Below are 16,574 nucleotides of genomic sequence, written 5' to 3' on the forward strand. Positions count from 1 at the left end.
TGTTTGGCGGCATGCAACGGTCCTCCGCGAGACATGGAGGACCCGATGGGCAAATATGTGAGCGCCGATGAGATCGCCGATTACCAGCGTGACGGCGTCGTCTGCATCAAGGGGCTGTTCAAGGACTGGGTGCCCACGATCGGCGAAGGCATCGAGCGCAATATGCGCGAGCCCAGCCAATATGCGGCCGAGAACCTCAAGCCCGGCGAAGGCGGCCGCTTCTTCGACGATTACTGCAACTGGGAGCGCATCCCGGAATTCACCGAGATCATCCGCAAGTCGCCCGCCGCCCAGGCCGCGGCCGAGCTCATGCAGTCGAAGACGGCGCAGATCTTCCACGACCATGTGCTGGTCAAGGAGCCCGGCACGTCGAAGCCCACGCCCTGGCACCAGGACGCGCCCTATTATTTCGTCGACGGCGAGCAGACGGTAAGCTTCTGGGTGCCGGTGGAGCCGGTGAAGGAAGCAGCGCTGCGCTGCATCGCAGGCTCACATAAGTGGCCCAGGATGGTGCTGCCGGTGCGCTGGCTGTCGGAGCAGAATTTCTATGCCGGCGAGCATGACTATATCCCGGTGCCCGATCCCGACGCCGAGCCCGGCAAATACAAGGTGGTCGAATGGCAGATGGAGCCCGGCGATGCCGTCGCCTTCCACTACAAGACCGTGCATGGCGCCCGCGGCAACAATTCCGACCGCCGGCGGCGCGCCTTCTCCATGCGCTGGGTCGGCGATGACGCGCATTATGTCACGCGGCCCGGCCGCACCTCGCCGCCCTATCCGGGCCACGACATGAAGGACGGCCAGCGCCTGCGCGAGGACTGGTTCCCGGTGATCTGGCGGCAGTGAACAAGGGGGCCGTCTCCTGCGGCTTACCTGAGCGACTCGACCTCCAATTCGGACCGGGCATCTTGCTTTCGCCATCCCCTATGCTAGGTTACATGTAACCTAGCTGGAGAATTGCTCATGCCGCCCGTCTCAAGACCGAAGCCATCCCGCGAGAAGGTGAGGAAGCACCGCGAGCGTTTGCGGCGGCTGGGCCTTCGTCCCATTCAGATCTGGGTTCCGGACATGCGCTCTCCTGCCTTCAAGTTGCAAGCCCATCGTCAGTCGCTGGCAGTGGCGCGGAGCCGCCAAGGCAATGACGATCAGGCCTTCATCGATGCGATTTCAGATTTGGTTCAATAGATGAAGAGAGGCGAGATCTGGACTGCCTCCCCAGGCCAGTCCTATGCAGGAAAGCCCCGTCCGGTCGTCATTGTGCAGGACGGTAGCTTTGATGCCACTGCGTCCATAACCATCTGCGCCTTCACGACCGACGACACGGATGCGCCGTTGTTCCGGGTGCCGGTCGCACCCAGCGAGCACAACGGGTTGCGGGCAGTTTGCCGCCTGATGGTCGACAAGGTCACTACGATACCAAAGACGAGGCTCGGGTCGCGTATTGGAAAACTGGAAGACGAAAGCATGCTGCAGCTGAACCGAGCGCTGCTCGTCTTTCTCGGGCTCGCAGTATCGCCACAAACAAGCCGGAGTTGAGATGAGAAAGGTTCGGCAACGGCGCGATCGTCAGATCGCGCCGTCGCGCGCGAGCTCGTCCATCACCTGGCGGACCGCGGCTTCGGCGATCGCGACGATCTCATCGACCTCTTCGCGCGTCGTGACCAGCGGCGGCGCGAAACCCAATATGTCGCCATGCGGCATGGCGCGCGCGATAAGGCCCTTGTCGCGCGCCGCCTTGGAGATGCGGGCGCCCACCTTGAGCCCGGCATCGAAGCGGGTCCTCTTCGCGCGGTCGCCCACGAATTCGATTGCGCCGAGGAGGCCGACGCCCCGCACCTCGCCGACGATCGGCAATTGCGCGAAGCTCGCTTTGAGCCGCTCCTGGAAATAGCCGCCGACATCGCGCGCTTTGCCCGGCAAGTCCTCCGTCTCGACGATGTCGAGCACCGCATTGGCCGCGGCGGCGCCGATCGGATGGCCGGAATAGGTATAGCCATGCGAGAAGCTGCCGATGCGGTCGGCCGCTTCCTCGAGCACCTTGTAGACCTTCTCGCCGACGATCGCGCCCGACAGCGGGAAATAGCCCGAAGTCAGGCCCTTCGCCACCGTGATGAGATCGGGCTCGATGCCGTAATGATGCGAGCCGAACATCGATCCGACGCGGCCGAAGCCGGTGATGACCTCATCCGCGATGAGCAGCACGTCATGCTTCCTGAGGACGGGCTGGATCGCCTGCCAATAGCCTTCCGGCGGCGGCGTGATGCCGCCGGTGCCGAGCACCGGCTCGCCGATGAAGGCGCCGACCGTGTCGGGACCTTCGCGCTCGATGAGCGCGTCGAGTTCGGCGGCACGCCGCTTCGAGAAATCGCGCTCGCTCTCCCCCGGCTCTGCCCCCCAATAATGGTGCGGCGAGCCGGTATGCAGAATGCCGGGCAGCGGCAGGTCCATGTGATCGTGATAAAAGGACATGCCGGTCATCGAGCCCGAGACGACGCTGCAGCCGTGATAGCCGCGCTCGCGCGAGATGATTTTCTTCTTCTTCGGCTTCCCGCGCAGATTGTTGTAATACCAAACCAGCTTGGCCTGCGTCTCATTGGCATCCGATCCCGACATGCCGAAGAACACCTTGCTCATCCGGCCGGGCGCCATCTTGACGAGCCGGCCCGACAGCGTCGCGAGCTCGTCCGTCGTATGAGCCGCATAGGAGTGATAGTAGGCGAGCCTGTAGGCCTGACGGGCGATCGCTTCCGCGACCTCCGTGCGCCCATAGCCGATATTGACGCAATAGAGGCCGGCAAAGCCGTCGATATATTCGCGCCCCGTCGCGTCCTTGATGCGGATGCCCTTGCCGGTTTCGACGATCGTCGGATCGCCCGCCTTGCCGGTGGCGAAATCCTTGAGCTGGGTGAAGGGATGGAGGAGGCTGGCGCGGTCGAGGGCGCTGATTTCCTTGACATTGATGGTCATGAGATTCTTCCCGTGATCAAGCGGCGAGATTGCCGAAACAGACATATTTGGGTTCGAGATATTCAGTGATGCCGTGCCGCGAGCCTTCGCGGCCGAGGCCCGATTGCTTCCAGCCGCCGAAAGGGATCGGCGCTCCGGTGAATTTGGGGGTGTTGAGCGCGACCATGCCGTAATCGAGGCGGTCGCTGAGGCGCATCGCCCGGCCGATGTCGCTCGTATAGACATAGGCCGCGAGCCCCATCTCGCTGGCATTGGCGCGCGTGACGACCTCGGTCTCATGATCGAACGGCAGGATGGCGGCGACCGGCCCGAAGGTTTCTTCACGCGCGATCAGCATGTCGTCCGTCACGTCGGCGAGCACGGTCGGCGTCACGAAATTTCCGCCGAGCGCATTCGCCTCGCCGCCGGCGATAAGGCGTGCGCCCGCGGACAAGGCATCGGTGATCTGCTCACGGCATTTTTTGGCTACCGAGGCGCGCGTCATCGGGCCGATATCGATCTCAGGCTCGAGGCCGTGCCCGAGTTTCAGCCGCGCCGTCGCCGCGCCGAAAGCGGCGATGAACCTCTCATAGATCGGGCGCTCGACATAGATGCGGTTGGCGGCGAGACAATCCTGCCCGGAGGTCGCAAATTTGGCGGCGATACATCCGCTCACCGCCTGCTCGAAGCCGGCATCGGCGAACAGGATGAAGGGCGCATGGCCGCCGAGCTCCAGCGAGGCCTTCTTGACGGTCTTGGCCGCCTGCGCCAGCAGGAGCCGGCCCACTTCCGTCGAACCGGTGAAGGAGAAGGCACGCACCTCCTTATGATCGAGAAGCCGCCGCGCCAAGGGCGGCGCCTCGCCCGTCACGACCTGCAGGACACCTGCGGGAATGCCGGCCTCCTCGCCGAGGCGCGCCAGCGCAAGCCCTGAGAGCGGCGTCTCGGGCGCGGGCTTCACGATCATCACGCAGCCTGCCGCCAAGGCGGCGCCGGCTTTGCGCGTGATCATGGCGCTCGGGAAATTCCACGGCGTGATCGCCGCCGTCACCCCCATGGGCTGCATATGGACGCTAAGCCGGCTACCCGGCAGATGGCTCGGGATCGTCTCGCCATAGGTCCGCTCGCCTTCCGCCGCGAACCAGTCGAGGAAGCTCGCGGCATAGGCGATCTCACCACGTGCCTCACTCAGCGGCTTGCCCTGCTCGGCCGTCATCAGCACCGCGAGGTCCTCCGCATTGGCCAGCATCAGGGCACCCCACTGGCGCAGGATCGCGCCGCGCTCGAGGGGCGTGCGGTCGCGCCAGGCGAGGAAGGCGGCCGAGCCCGCGGCCACGGCGCGATCGACAGCCTCGACCGGACAAGCCGCGACATCGATGAGATGCTCGCCCGTCGCCGGATCGATCACCGGCAAGGTGGCATTCTCGCTCAGCCATTCGCCGGCAATGAAGGCGCGGTTCTCCAGGAGATCGCGCCGTTTGAGACGGCGGAGCGCATCGACGGCCAGACCTTTCATGGGTGACGATCTCCATGTGATTCATGCGACTGATGAGCGCAAAATAGCCGCTGACGCGTTGCGCTGGACTGCGTTTCCTGCTCAGTTGGTTTGGAAAATCTGCAATTTTTCAGATTTAGACGCAGGATACCTTCATGACAGAATTGGATCGCATAGATATCGAGATCCTTGAGGCGGTGCAGCACAACAACCGGCTGACGACGGAGGAACTCGGCCAGCGGGTCGGGCTTTCGGCCACCGCCTGCCAGCGGCGCTTGAAGCGGCTGCGCACCGAGGGCGTGATCGAGGCCGACATCTCCATCGTGGCGCCGAAGGCCGTCGGCCGGCCCGTCTCCATGCTGGTGCTGGTCTCGCTCGAACGCGAGCGCGCCGACATCATCGACCGCTTCAAGGCCTCGATCCGCTCGACGCCTGAAGTGATGATCGGCTTCTACGTCACCGGCGATGCCGACTTCGTCCTCCTCATCACCGCAAAGAGCATGGAGGACTATGAGCAATTCACCCGCCGCTTCTTCTACGAGAACCATGACATCAAGGGCTTCAAGACCATGGTGGTGATGGATCGCGTGAAGGCTGGTTTCGCGCTGCCCATGGATCTGTGAGCGGTGGCCAGAAAATCCGCAATTTCGACCACGCCCCGCTTTCCCTCCCGTGCCATAGCATGTTGCCTGCCGGCACCGGGCTAATTTCCCTGGTGGTCATGACGCGGAATTTCAGCTAGGCCGCTGTTCTTATTCGGCTCTTTGAGCCGCAGATGCCTGCAAGCTGCGTCCCTTTTTCAAAAATACCCTGTTTTTTCCCTGTATCCGTGGCGATGGGTGCGCGGATTTGCGGGCGCGACGGCTATGGCATCTTGAACCGGTCGTTTTGCCTGAGCCTTGTCAGAGGTGGCGGACCGTCCTTGAACAAGGTCGTGAGATCGAGTTCGCCGATCATCTGCTCGCAGATCCGATATCCCACTTCGCGATAGGCCTCGAACTGATCCTCATCGAAGAACTGATCGCCGGTCGATTCATTCGGAAAGTCGTGATGCGCGCCGCGATAGCCCTTTGCGCCGATGGCCAAATCAGGGATGAGGGTGGATTTCATGTAGATCAAAATGCCGGTCTTCGGCCAGCCCTTCCCGCCGCGCTCGCCATAGTCTATCCGAGCCACGAAATAGCCCTTTTCGGCGAATTCGGCACCCTTGGGATAGTCGGTAAGCTTGCTGCTGGCGATCATCTGGGCCGGGCTCGAGCCTTCGAATGCAGCCTTGCCGGGCTTCTTGACCTGCATATCGAAATGGACCGTCGCGCCAAAATCCTGCCCGACGCGCTGCACCGCGGTGACGAGATCGCGATAGGAGGAGGCGATGTCCTGCCCGCCGTCGCAGATGATGATCAGGCCGCAGCGCCGGCGCACCAGCTCATAGACAGCGAGATTCTCGAAATGACCGCCATCGGCGACCTCCAGCCATTTCGCCGTCTCGGTATAGCCGCTGCGCGCCGCCGCATAGGCTCCGCCGGGCCAGAAGTGATTGGGCCTGCGCATCAGCTCTCCGGGCACACCATAGCGGGGATTGGGGATCCAGTAGCCGAGCCTGACATTCAACAGGCTCATCGCCAGCGAGACGAAGGGGCTGCGGGTCAGGCCGCGTCCGCCGGCGGCACCGCGCGGATTGGCGGCGGCGCCTGAAATCGCCATCGCCGAAGCCAGGGTCAGGTCGGCATTGGCGCTGTCCGCCGTGCGGTGCCATCCGGTGGCGGACGAGCCGATGAATTCCGGGGTCAGAACGAAATTGTCACCGCCGCGTAAACGATATTTGCGCTGCGAGGAATTGGTCAGCACCGCATTCGCATTGATGATCTGATAGGGGCCCTTGGACCAGGCCTCGTTCCAGCAATCGACGAGCTTGCGCTCATTGGCCGCCGTCGCCGCGGCATTGACGTCACCGCGCAATGTGTCGGCGTCGGGAAGGAAGGCTTCCATCAGCCGGTCGCGGTAGAAGCGATGCAGGCCGATATGGTTGGTGTTGACGAACCAGCCGCCGATCAGGGCGGCGATGACGGCAGCGCCAATGAGCGCCCGTTGCATCGTCTCACCCTCCATGAAAGTGAGGGCGAGCCTGTGGCCCACCAGCAGGACGCCATAGGCAAACAGGGCCGCGCCGATCATTATCGTGATCTGGGTCAACCGGCTGTCGCCCCGGATCCGGGTGAGGAGCTGGCCCGCCAGAGTGATGCCGAGCCCCAGCGCCGCCCACACGCCGCCCAGGCTATAATTGATGTAATGGCTCACCAGCGGCAGGCTGCCAAAGAGAAGGAGCACGATGATCCAGAACAATATCCGGCCGAAGAACCATTCGAATACGCGCCGCGCGCGATATTGCAGCAGCGCCGACGTCGGGCGCTGCATTTCGGCCGTTGGATTCCCGACGGCTTCCGCCCTGAGCAGGTGCCTGATGAGGAGGCCGGTGATATAGGCAGCGAAGATGAGGAAAGCCACGCTGTAAACGAACAGCAGGAATTCCGGAAATCTTCCGAGAATCTGCCAGCCCTTGTTCGGAACGATGCGATCGGCAATGGCACTCAGAACCAGGATCGCGAGCAACCCCAGCAAGACTCTGGCGATCGGCCTCTGTTCCTCGCTCTTCAGGCCCTCGACCAGGCCACGCCTGCCGATGAAAGCGGTGGCGAGCACCGCGCCGACAAAGACGATGGCCCAAAGGATGAGGCCGGTCGCCAGGCTCGGCATTTCCACCATTGCCGCAGAACGGCCACGTGCGAAAAGCGCCTCCATCGCGGGCTCCATCCACATCAAAGTGACTGCAAGCAGGACGAAGCCGGCGACGGCGCTGACGCCGACCAGCAGCCAGCTGTACCATTTCGACGTTTCAGGCGCTGCAGCATCGGCCGACTTCGGTTCGGAGTCCGACTCCGTCAGACTCCTCCACGACAGCAGCGAGTGATTGATGCTGCCGAGGATGAACAGGACAAAGAGCACCAGAGCCAGCACGAGCATCAGGAGAAAGACCGGTGGAATGGTCCGATTGATATCCAGCTCCGTGCTGGTGCCCACCACATCGGCGGCGGTCTCGAGCGTGCCTGGTGCTGCCATGCGCACGGCAAAAGGCAGCCCTTTAAAGACGGGAAGCCGCCCCAAGGCATAGATGAGGCCCATGATGAGCGCTGTCACCGGCACCCAGATCAGCAGGTTGAGCAGGATGGCACGCCCGACCACCGCAATGCCCGACCAGATGGAGAGACCGTTACCCGGTGCCAGATAGTTTCCCTGGACACGCAGATACTGCAGCGGCGTCAGCATCCGGTCCTTCCCGTTCACGATCCCCTCGCCCGGCTCCGGCAATCTGGGGTCGTTCGTCCCGAAGGGAAAGCGGCTCTCCGTATCATACCGGCTTTCATGCACCGGCTCGCCGCGCGCATTGCCGCGCAACCACCAGGTGAGGGCCGAGCCGATATATCCGCCACCCGAGACGGTGGAGAGATAGTCGACATGCTTCAGCAGTCCGGCCCCGGCAAGCTTCTGCAGGATGCCGAGAGAGACGGTGGCTGAACGAATCCCGCCGCCCGAGAGAGCGAGTCCCACTGTGTAAGGCCCTTCGCCCAAGGCCCCGCTTTGCAGCTTTGCATGGAGCTCCTTTGCCGCTTCCCGCCTTGTTCCGACCGTCGCGAGTTCGGCGCGCAACATGCGATCCTCCCCGCTGAGCGGCTGGGCTCCAGCAGTGGAGATCGTCCTGGGATCGAGCGCGGTGTCCATTGCAACTTCCTCCGCTCACAGCGTCTTCAGATATTCGATGAGCTGGCGCTTCTGTTCCGGCGTCAGATCGGTTCCATAGGCATGGCCGAGCCTGCCATTGCCGGGCAGCGTCGTGTCGAACAGGAAATTGCTCGGACAGGATGGCTCCACCCGGTCCGAGATGAAGCCCATATTGACCGGATCATAGAGGTCGCAGCCGCGATAGAAGCTGGTGCGCCGCTCTTCCGGTGCGGTCAGCAGCTCCTTCAGATTCGCTACCGCGCCATTGTGCAGATAGGGTGCGGTCAGCCAGAGCCCCGAGATCGGCCCGGCGATATAGCCCTTGCTCTTGATCATGTTGGCGCGCTGGACACCCATCTCCACCGCCACCCGGTTCGCCCGATCGGCATCTTCCTGCCGCCAGGCGTCGTAGCGTTCGCGATCGGTGCCGATATCCTCGATCGGAACCACCTTGCCGAAATATCTGCCGCCGGTCTCATGACATTCGGCGCAATTGGTCTTGTAGAGCGCGGCCCCCGCCACGACGTCGGCATTTCCTGGCTTGGGCGCCAGCGGATAGTTGGGCGGCTGCACGCGCTGGAGATAGGCGCGGATATCGCGCATCTGCCTCTCGAAATACGGCCCCGGCGGCGCGCCAAGGCCCAATGCCGAATCCATGATCACGGCGAGCGGATCCAGCGTCTCGCCGCCCCAGTTCAGCGACTGGCCTTCGCGCACCGAGAGATTCCAGATCGCCGGAAAATCGGCATTGCCTGTCGTGTGGTCCTTCCGGCGGTCAGCGTCCAGGAAGTACTTGGTGAGATGTATCCGATCGTCACGACCAGGTCCCCAATCGGGCCGCTTCATGCCGGGGCGGAACTCGTCCTGGTCCATCCACGCAAGACCTTCGACCTTTCCAAGAAGACGGGCGCGCACGATCGGGATCAGCGCGTGGTAGATCGCCCAGTCGTCGAGACCCATCTCGAAGTTGCGCTTGATCTCTTCCCACAGGCCATCGAAGGTGAACTTCTCGTCATTGGCAGCGCAACGCAGGAAGCGCAGGAACTCCTGCGAGGCCGTCGTGTGCGAAGGACCCGTCGGTACGATGACCGGCTTGTCGGTGACACTCATGCGATAGGTCGCCGTATGGCAGATGGCGCAGGTCTGGGTGATGCGATCAAAACCCAGGCGGCGCTTGGAAAAGCCGACCGGCAGCTCGCGGCCTTCTTCCCAAGGCAAGCCGAAAGCCCGGTAGCCGCCGAGCTTGTTGCCCGGCAGGCAGTGCGGAAACACGCGCGGCAGGACATAGAAGATGGGGTAAGGAACGCCGCGCTCATTCTCGGCATTCATCGAGCCGTATTTGAACTGCTCTTCGGCAATATTCGCGCGGCAACGGCCCCTTCGCTCCGCTTCGACATCGGCGCATACGTTCTGCGGCTCGACATAGAAGAACTTGTAGTTGGCATAGAGGACGGCCGCGATGCCGAGAGCCAGAAGCAGCAGCGGGCCACGCAGGAACTTGATGATCCCGTTCTGGACTCTCTCGTAAGTCGATCGCCAGGCCATCGGCATGTGAAGAGCCTCTCAGGAGGTCTTGGGATATTCGATGAGCGCATCCTTTTCGGCAACACCAAGGGTCGGTTTCCGCGAGCGTCTTGGCCGGTCGCTTGCCACAACGAGAGGCGACAAGCGCCTGTATTCCTTTGGGACACATCGATTCCGACGAGGACCAGAGGATGCCGGTTTTCTAACCGATGACCGCCCTCGCCTTCAGTGCGAAAAGTCACGTCAGCGTATCGGCTCTAAGGCTTGTGGCCAGGTTAAACCCGGCCATCCTGTTTTGCGGACAAGCCTATGCGCAAATCCCGAGTCTAAAAATCCGCCTTCTCGCTGCCTTCCTGCTCGCGGCGCGCCACGAAGGCGTCGATCTCCTCGGCAATGGCGGGATCGAGTGGCGGCTCCTGATATTCGACGAGCGCCCGCTTCCACACCTCATTGCTTCACTGATCGAAACGGCCAAGCTAAACGGCATCGATGCTAATTCGCGCCTTGCGCGGGGGCTTTCGGTGCCGTTCCTGCCGGCGGATTGCGCTTGATAAGCCCTCTTTGCTCCATCACGGCGGCGAATTTCATGCACTGGTTGACCAGTTCCACGGCTCCTTCCGTATCGAGCACGAGCCGCGCGACGACATGACGTTTGCCGGCAGGCTTTTTTTGGGCCGTGGCACTCGCCTCAACGCTGTCGAACCGGACGACGCAGAACTCCAGGCGAAGCGTTTGACCGTCGAATAGCGCCTGGCCCAGTGAATCGGAAAAAACCTCGCGCACGTTCGACGGATCGATCAGTTGAAATGCAGACGACGGAAGACCGGATGGCATCAGGCAAAACCCCTTTCGATTGCTGCGGCAAGCTAGGGTGCGTTGAGTCGCTTTACATCGACCAGGCCGGAAGCACGCACAACAATGTCGGTTGCGAAGTGAACATCACACACGATCTGTACTTTGTCGTCACCCCGCCGGTCGAGAGTGATCGCGCCGCGCAGGAGGTGGCGCGCGACTGCATTCTTGTCGGTCAATTGGCCCTTGAAATCCGTCGAGCCGGTCCCGGGGTCAAATTTGTACACTCCCGTTTTGAACTCCCTGATGTTGAAGAGAACGACGCTGATGATTTCATCGGAACCTGGCCTGCTGGTCTTCAGGCTGATGACATAATCGGGACTGCACGCCTTAGGATCTGCGCAGATGGCTCCGCCAGAGACGATCTCGAACTGGCAGACATCAGGAGAGAATGTCCCGCCACTGACCTCGATGTCGAGGCCGCAAGGTGAGCGTGGATTTTGCGACGCCTCTATGACCCTTGGCGCGGCCAGGTAATTCTCGTTTATCGAGGCATCGTTGTCTCGGCCGTATCCCATCCAACCTCTCGCCTCGCACACGGGCACAAGACACGCAAGGAACAACGCTGCCGTCGGAAGAACGACGCTTCTTTCGCTTGAAAAGACGCAAAACTCAACTGGCACGTCAATTCTGCCGAGTAGGGAGCAAACCGCTCCCGGGCGGTCCCGGGAGCGGGAATTGTGTTCAGGCTTTCGCTATCGTGACTTTTTCGACGTTATCGTATTGAACCAGGAACTGCTCGGGGTCATAGAACAGGTCGACCAAGCCGGCATCCGGATCCTGGGTCGCGGCACTGTGAATGATGTGCGGCCGCGGCATGATGTAGGTCACGTTGAGTTTGTCGGTGGACTTCTTCTTGCCAAAAGGCAGGCCGCCGTCGACGAACAGATCCCGGCTCGGGCCCGAAGCGTCCGTCGCGACATTAAACGTATCCTCGCCATCGAGACCGAGCACCTTCAAGGTGTCGAAGTTGGTGTAGTTGCGAAGCGTGAGCAGCGTCGCGCCCAGGCTGTTCTCCAACCTCAGGATCGGATCGGCATCGGTGCCATCGGCAGCCAGGTTAATCTGGAACGTGTCAGCGGCATTGGTGCCGCCGAAGGTCAAGGTATCGGTCTCCGTCGGCGTCGGCAGGTTGCCATTGACATCGATCCGTTCGACACTGCTGAAATTGACCAGTGTCACGCCCGGCGCACTCAACTGGCCGCCTCCGGCAATGGCCGATGAGCTGACGATGATATTCTCGGTGACGCCGCTGACACCGTTGTAGGTGATCAGGTCATCGCCAGCGAGTGCATCGAGGCTGATATTTTCGACACCGCTCGAGTTGACGGTCACACCGCCAAGGCTGACCGCCTGCCCGCTGATGACGATATCGTCGCTGCCGGCGGTGGCGATCAGGTTGACACGATCGCCGGTAGCGGAAGCCGCAGCGCCGCCGTTCAGATTGATCGTCGGATAGAGGCTCGCCGAAATTGCCGGCACCAGCGTGAAGGTGTCGTCACCGCCCAGGCCCTCCAGCGTCAGCACCTCTACACCGGAGGTGTTGAGCACCGCACGGGTGTTGAGATTCACCTGGCCGGCCGTACCGATCGTGAAGGCATCGTTCGCCCCTGTGCCATTGTAGATCAGCGTATCCGTTCCGCCGGCGCCGTCAGCCATCAGGCTCGCACCGCTTCCGAGGCTCTGGTAGCTGAGCCCCAGCAGGCTGTTGACCTGGAAGGAGCCGGACTGGTCGTTACTGCCCGGGCTGTGGACGATGGTATCGTCACCGCCGGTTGCGACGACCGTCAAGCTGTCATCGTCTCCCTGCCCGTCATAGCTGAGGAGCTCGATGCCGGTGAGGGTCGCAAGCGACGACAGCGATGCCAGGTCGAACGTCCCGGCGTCAAAGGCGGTCGGGGTATAGGACGCCGTCACGATACCAGGAGTCTGCACGATCACCCGGTCGCTGGTGCCTGTAGCGGGTGGACCGCCATTGAGGTTCATGTCAACGTCCCACACGGCGCCGTTGGGAGCCGGCGTCTGCAATGTAATCTGGTCGCTGCCGCCTTCAGCATTGACGGTTAGCGAACCGACGTCGATGAACAGCAATTCCGGCCCCGAATTGAGCGCCACGGTGAAGTCCTGGACCCCATCCGCGCCCGCATGGGTCGTCGCGTCGCGGGCAATGATCGTGATCTCATCAGGCCCATCCGTGCCGTTGATCACGACCGGGCCACCCCCGGTGATGCCGAGCGATTCGATATGATCGAAACTGACCGCCTCGTTGAAGCCGGCCACCAGGCTTCCTTCGTCGGTCTCGGGGCCGGCGTTGAAGGTGAGCAGACCGCCACCGGCGGCCAGGTTCAGGACATCACCCGGGATTGCGCCAACCGGATCGCCGCCGTCGATGAACATTGCCGTGCTGCCACTGGGCATGACATTGAAGACATCGCTTCCGGCATTGCCGTTCACACTGAGCGTTTCCACGCCGGAGTAGATGACGGGCCGCCGTCCGGCAATCGCCACGGTAGCGCCGCTGACCGCGATGGTTTCGGCAACCGCCGAGGCGTTCACGATCAGGGCATCGTTGCCGGTACCCAGATGAGCGGTGAAATCGCCGCTGTTGACAAACACGATCTGCGGCACGGCGCCGCTCGACTGCACGGTGCCGCTGTTGGCCCCGGTGCTCGATCCGGGCGTAACCGTAACCGTATCGGCGGCCGCCGTCGTCGTCACCGTCAGGTCTTCGATCCCGGCCAGCAGTTCGAGATTCTCGATCGTCCCGGCGACATAGGTGACGTCTACCGCACCGCCGGCACCCGTGGCGCCGGTGATCGTGCGCGTGAACGTGTTGACGGATACCGCCACGTCGACACCGGTAACCGTCAGCGTATCGCCGCTGCTCGGGTCGCCGCCGTCGATCTCGATATCCAACAATCCGGTCGGTGTTTCGGGGTTGTTCAGGCTGATCGTGTCCTGGCCCGCGCCGGCATTGATCGTCAGCGAAGTCTTGTTGGAGAACTCGATCAGCTCATGCTCGTCGATGGTAATCAGCCCACGCCCGGCAACCGAGCCGGCCGTATAGCTGATCGCATTGTTGGTCGCCGTGGCATCGACGGTAAATGTCAGTGCCGGCACCAGGTCGATCACCGGCGAAACATTCTCGAAGAACACCATCTGGGTGCCGTCAGAGCCGGCGCCCACGATCGTGCTCGTCCCCGCCCCAATGGTCGGTCCCACCGTATAGGTGTCGCTGACATGGGTCGGGCCATCGGTCTGCAACAACTGCAACTCGTCAAATCCGGTCCCGCCGTCGTAACGAATGCCGCTGACGACGTTGATCAGCCCATTGGTGCTGTCGACAATCAAAGTGTCGTTGCCGGCAAGACCGTTGACGATGATCTGCTCGACGGCAGCAATCGGAACCGTCAGCTCGGGATTGAACGGGTTGTTGAGGAAGACATTCAGCAGGCTCGGGACGTTGGGATCACGGATGAGCGTGATCAGGTCGTCCTGGCCCGGGAAGTCGGTGTCGCCGTCAACAATTACGACACCAGCGACCGGCAGAAAGTCACTGGCATTCTCGACCAGCCAGACGCCTCGGCCCCAGGCGCTCGCGACCAGGACGTCGTCTGTGGCGTCATATTGCAGGTCGGTCACCGGCGAGTTCGGAAGCTGCGTTCCAAACTCGCTCCATAGTGCCGTAGCCCCGGCGCCTGGATTGCGCGTCCGGAACACGCCGCTGGTGCCGCCCACCAGCAGGACCTCGTCGCCCGGTGTCGTGGTCGGGCTGAAGACTTCAAGGGCGGACAGGCTGTTGGTCAACGCTGAAAGGCCTGCCGCGTTGATGATGGTCCAGGTTGCGGTCAGGTCGGTGGCGTCAGACGTGTAATAGACGGATGTGCCGTCGGAGACATAGACACGTCCCCAGTCATCCGGGTCCATGACGATGTCTACGGGAGCGTTGCCCGTATAATTCGTCAACTGGGTGAATGCACCGCCCGAGGTGGTGCGCAGGTAGAGATTTCCGCCGACGCCGGCGTAAATCACGTCGGGATTGGCAACGCCGCCCTGGTTTCCGCCATAGGCAATGGCGGAAACGCCGTTCACGCCGGTCGGGGTGATGTTGGTGAGGTTGTCGCCGAAGTCAGTGCTTTCATAGAGGCTGTTGCCTCCGATTACGAGCCTGGTCCAGTCAAAGGGATTCACTTGGTATGGGAATACGACGAAGCCGGTGACTCCTGCGTCGGTGGAGTCCAGTCCGTTGAGACCGAGTTGAATACCCAGACCCGGCAAGAAGGAGAAGCGGCGTTCAAATGTGGCGAAGTTGTTCCCCATGGTGTACTGGACGCTGGCGCCGCCTGAATACCCGACGCCGGAGGTGCCGCCGTCGCCCAGGTTGACCGAGTCCCAGGTGTCGCTGAGAAAGCCGGTCTGCACCAGCGAACCAGTGTCCTGGGTGCCTCCGACGATCACGTCGCGGACATGGTCGTAGGTTATTGAATAGAACTCGCCCACCTGAAGGTTGCTGTTAAGGTTGGTCCACAGGCTGAAAGGACCGGCCGGGTTCGCGAGCACAAACACGCCACCGTCATCTGCTTCGATGAGGTTTCCGTTCGCGTCGAAAACCATGTCGCGCGAATCGGCATGCGGCGCCGATCCGAAGGTAGTGCCCACATCCGAAATATCGGTCCAGGTATTAGCCGCCGCGTCGCCGCGGAACAGGTTGCCGACGAACGGGTCAGCGGCTTGCCGGTCACCACCGACATAGACGACGTTCGGATCTGCAGCGTCTGCGACCATCGAGAAGTCGGTGAAGCCCTGGCCACCCGGCGTAATGGCCGGCGCCGCTCCGATTGCCGTCCAGGTGCCGCCCTGATCTGCGGACCGGTAGACATTGGTGAGCGTGCCAGTAGCGTCGATAAATCCGGCAAATATCGCATTTCCGGCTGCCGGGCTCACCGACAGCTCGATACTGATTGCCGCCAAGTCTGCGGCAGCAAGACCATTGTTGACCTCAACCCAGTTTAGTCCGCCATTGTCGCTGCGAAACACGCCCTGACCGACGATCGCCGTATAGAAGCGGTTGGCGTTGCCCGGATCGGCAACGAGATAGCTGGCCTGGCCAAGCGGAAGGTTGACCTCGCCAGCCTCATCAGTCATTCCGTCGGCATCGTTGTCGAGGAGATCGCCGACGCCGCTCGTTCCGGAAACGAGGGTGAAAGTCTCGCCGCCGTCAGTGCTGCGATAAACGCCGCCGTTGCCGTCAATGGCGGCGACCAGCACCACCTGATCGGCCAGTGACGTGCCGATCGATGTGGGGACGATCGAGCGGATGCGATCATTGTTGAAAGTGGTCTGACCGAACTGCTCCCATGTTGCACCGCCGTCGGTGGTCCTGAGGATCCCCTGGGCCGGTCCATTGAATCCGCCATTGGAGAAGCCGCCGGTAGCGGCAAACAGCGTGTTGTTGGTTGCATCCAGCGGGCTGAAGGCGAGATCGCTGATGGCAAGCGTAGTGTGCTGATCGGTGAGCGGGGTCCAGGTCGGTGTGGCCGACGTGGCATTGGTCGTTTTCCAGACGCCACCAGTGACGCCACCGGCGTAGAGGATGTCCGGATTGGTGGGATGGGCGGCCAGAGCCTCGACGGCGCCAACGACCTGATCATCCGGCGCCGCGGAAACCTGACCATTCTCTGCCGGGGCTGGTCCCTGCGGATCCCAGGTCGGTATGCCCTCTACGGTGACGGATAGAAGCAGCCGATTTTCCAGCGATTCCAGGACGAAGCTCTCGCGAGACGCGAAATCCGACCTCGTGTGGCTGGATGACCGATCAAATTTCCGGAGGCTTGGAAGCAGACTCATCGGGCGCATGATGTCCCCTCATGTCTGCCCCCATGTCTGGCCTGCCGTCCGAAATTACAGCCTACAGAATCTGCTTCCGTTCCGTCAAATCAACTTTGCGTAATATTTCTTCGGATGCGTCAGGTCGCTGCGT

General features: G+C 62.1%; 12 protein-coding genes. 4 read left to right on the forward strand and 8 right to left on the reverse strand.

Annotation, left to right across the window (positions count from 1 at the left end; genetic code table 11):
• The first annotated feature begins 45 nt into the window (after nucleotides 1–45).
• From DS839_RS21250 to DS839_RS21260, 3 genes are all read left to right on the forward strand, one after another.
• Nucleotides 46–846: a phytanoyl-CoA dioxygenase family protein gene (locus DS839_RS21250; RefSeq protein WP_368911816.1), complete on the forward strand. Its 801-nt coding sequence runs from the start codon at nucleotides 46–48 to the stop codon at nucleotides 844–846.
• Between the two features lie 117 nt (nucleotides 847–963).
• On the forward strand, nucleotides 964–1,185 hold the full coding sequence (locus DS839_RS21255; protein WP_119272482.1) for an antitoxin MazE family protein: 222 nt from the start codon (nucleotides 964–966) through the stop codon (nucleotides 1,183–1,185).
• Nucleotides 1,186–1,536 carry a type II toxin-antitoxin system PemK/MazF family toxin gene (locus DS839_RS21260; RefSeq protein WP_119272483.1) on the forward strand — a complete coding sequence of 117 codons (351 nt, stop codon included), beginning with the start codon at nucleotides 1,186–1,188 and terminating at the stop codon, nucleotides 1,534–1,536. It begins immediately after the preceding gene.
• 30 nt (nucleotides 1,537–1,566) lie between these two features.
• Here DS839_RS21260 and DS839_RS21265 read toward each other — a convergent pair whose 3' ends face one another.
• Together DS839_RS21265 and DS839_RS21270 are read right to left on the reverse strand one after the other, a co-directional pair.
• Nucleotides 1,567–2,967, reverse strand: coding sequence for an aspartate aminotransferase family protein (locus DS839_RS21265; protein ID WP_119272484.1), 1,401 nt, complete (start codon nucleotides 2,965–2,967; stop codon nucleotides 1,567–1,569).
• A gap of 16 nt (nucleotides 2,968–2,983) precedes the next feature.
• A complete protein-coding gene (locus tag DS839_RS21270; RefSeq protein WP_119272485.1) occupies nucleotides 2,984–4,462 on the reverse strand; it encodes an NAD-dependent succinate-semialdehyde dehydrogenase in 1,479 nt (492 codons plus the stop codon).
• Nucleotides 4,463–4,596: 134 nt separating this feature from the next.
• Between DS839_RS21270 and DS839_RS21275 the strand changes: the two genes are divergently transcribed.
• Nucleotides 4,597–5,064, forward strand: coding sequence for an Lrp/AsnC family transcriptional regulator (locus DS839_RS21275; protein ID WP_119272486.1), 468 nt, complete (start codon nucleotides 4,597–4,599; stop codon nucleotides 5,062–5,064).
• A 241-nt stretch (nucleotides 5,065–5,305) separates the two neighbouring features.
• On the opposite strand, the gene DS839_RS21280 is transcribed toward DS839_RS21275, so the two are convergent.
• The 6 genes from DS839_RS21280 to DS839_RS21305 form a co-directional block, all read right to left on the reverse strand.
• Nucleotides 5,306–8,218, reverse strand: a complete 2,913-nt coding sequence (locus tag DS839_RS21280) for a patatin-like phospholipase family protein (protein ID WP_119272487.1) — start codon at nucleotides 8,216–8,218, stop codon at nucleotides 5,306–5,308.
• A 15-nt stretch (nucleotides 8,219–8,233) separates the two neighbouring features.
• Nucleotides 8,234–9,769, reverse strand: coding sequence for a c-type cytochrome (locus DS839_RS21285; RefSeq protein WP_119272488.1), 1,536 nt, complete (start codon nucleotides 9,767–9,769; stop codon nucleotides 8,234–8,236).
• A gap of 299 nt (nucleotides 9,770–10,068) precedes the next feature.
• Entirely contained in the window at nucleotides 10,069–10,188 is a 120-nt protein-coding gene (locus tag DS839_RS21290; protein ID WP_119272489.1) for a trimethylamine methyltransferase family protein, read from the reverse strand.
• Between the two features lie 46 nt (nucleotides 10,189–10,234).
• Nucleotides 10,235–10,576, reverse strand: a complete 342-nt coding sequence (locus DS839_RS21295; RefSeq protein WP_119272490.1) for a hypothetical protein — start codon at nucleotides 10,574–10,576, stop codon at nucleotides 10,235–10,237.
• Between the two features lie 32 nt (nucleotides 10,577–10,608).
• Entirely contained in the window at nucleotides 10,609–11,112 is a 504-nt protein-coding gene (locus DS839_RS21300; RefSeq protein WP_119272491.1) for a hypothetical protein, read from the reverse strand.
• Between the two features lie 166 nt (nucleotides 11,113–11,278).
• Nucleotides 11,279–16,450, reverse strand: coding sequence for a beta strand repeat-containing protein (locus DS839_RS21305; RefSeq protein ID WP_119272492.1), 5,172 nt, complete (start codon nucleotides 16,448–16,450; stop codon nucleotides 11,279–11,281).
• Between the last annotated feature and the right edge of the window lie 124 nt (nucleotides 16,451–16,574).

This window comes from Taklimakanibacter deserti (assembly GCA_003574785.1).

Bases quoted from the DNA above. Each gene is read 5' to 3' on its own strand.
- DS839_RS21250 (WP_368911816.1), top strand. From the start codon at position 46: ATGGGCAAATATGTGAGCGCCGATGAGATCGCCGATTACCAGCGTGAC.
- DS839_RS21255 (WP_119272482.1), top strand. From the start codon at position 964: ATGCCGCCCGTCTCAAGACCGAAGCCATCCCGCGAGAAGGTGAGGAAG.
- DS839_RS21260 (WP_119272483.1), top strand. From the start codon at position 1,186: ATGAAGAGAGGCGAGATCTGGACTGCCTCCCCAGGCCAGTCCTATGCA.
- DS839_RS21265 (WP_119272484.1), bottom strand. From the start codon at position 2,967: ATGACCATCAATGTCAAGGAAATCAGCGCCCTCGACCGCGCCAGCCTC.
- DS839_RS21270 (WP_119272485.1), bottom strand. From the start codon at position 4,462: ATGAAAGGTCTGGCCGTCGATGCGCTCCGCCGTCTCAAACGGCGCGAT.
- DS839_RS21275 (WP_119272486.1), top strand. From the start codon at position 4,597: ATGACAGAATTGGATCGCATAGATATCGAGATCCTTGAGGCGGTGCAG.
- DS839_RS21280 (WP_119272487.1), bottom strand. From the start codon at position 8,218: ATGGACACCGCGCTCGATCCCAGGACGATCTCCACTGCTGGAGCCCAG.
- DS839_RS21285 (WP_119272488.1), bottom strand. From the start codon at position 9,769: ATGCCGATGGCCTGGCGATCGACTTACGAGAGAGTCCAGAACGGGATC.
- DS839_RS21295 (WP_119272490.1), bottom strand. From the start codon at position 10,576: ATGCCATCCGGTCTTCCGTCGTCTGCATTTCAACTGATCGATCCGTCG.
- DS839_RS21300 (WP_119272491.1), bottom strand. From the start codon at position 11,112: ATGGGATACGGCCGAGACAACGATGCCTCGATAAACGAGAATTACCTG.
- DS839_RS21305 (WP_119272492.1), bottom strand. From the start codon at position 16,450: ATGCGCCCGATGAGTCTGCTTCCAAGCCTCCGGAAATTTGATCGGTCA.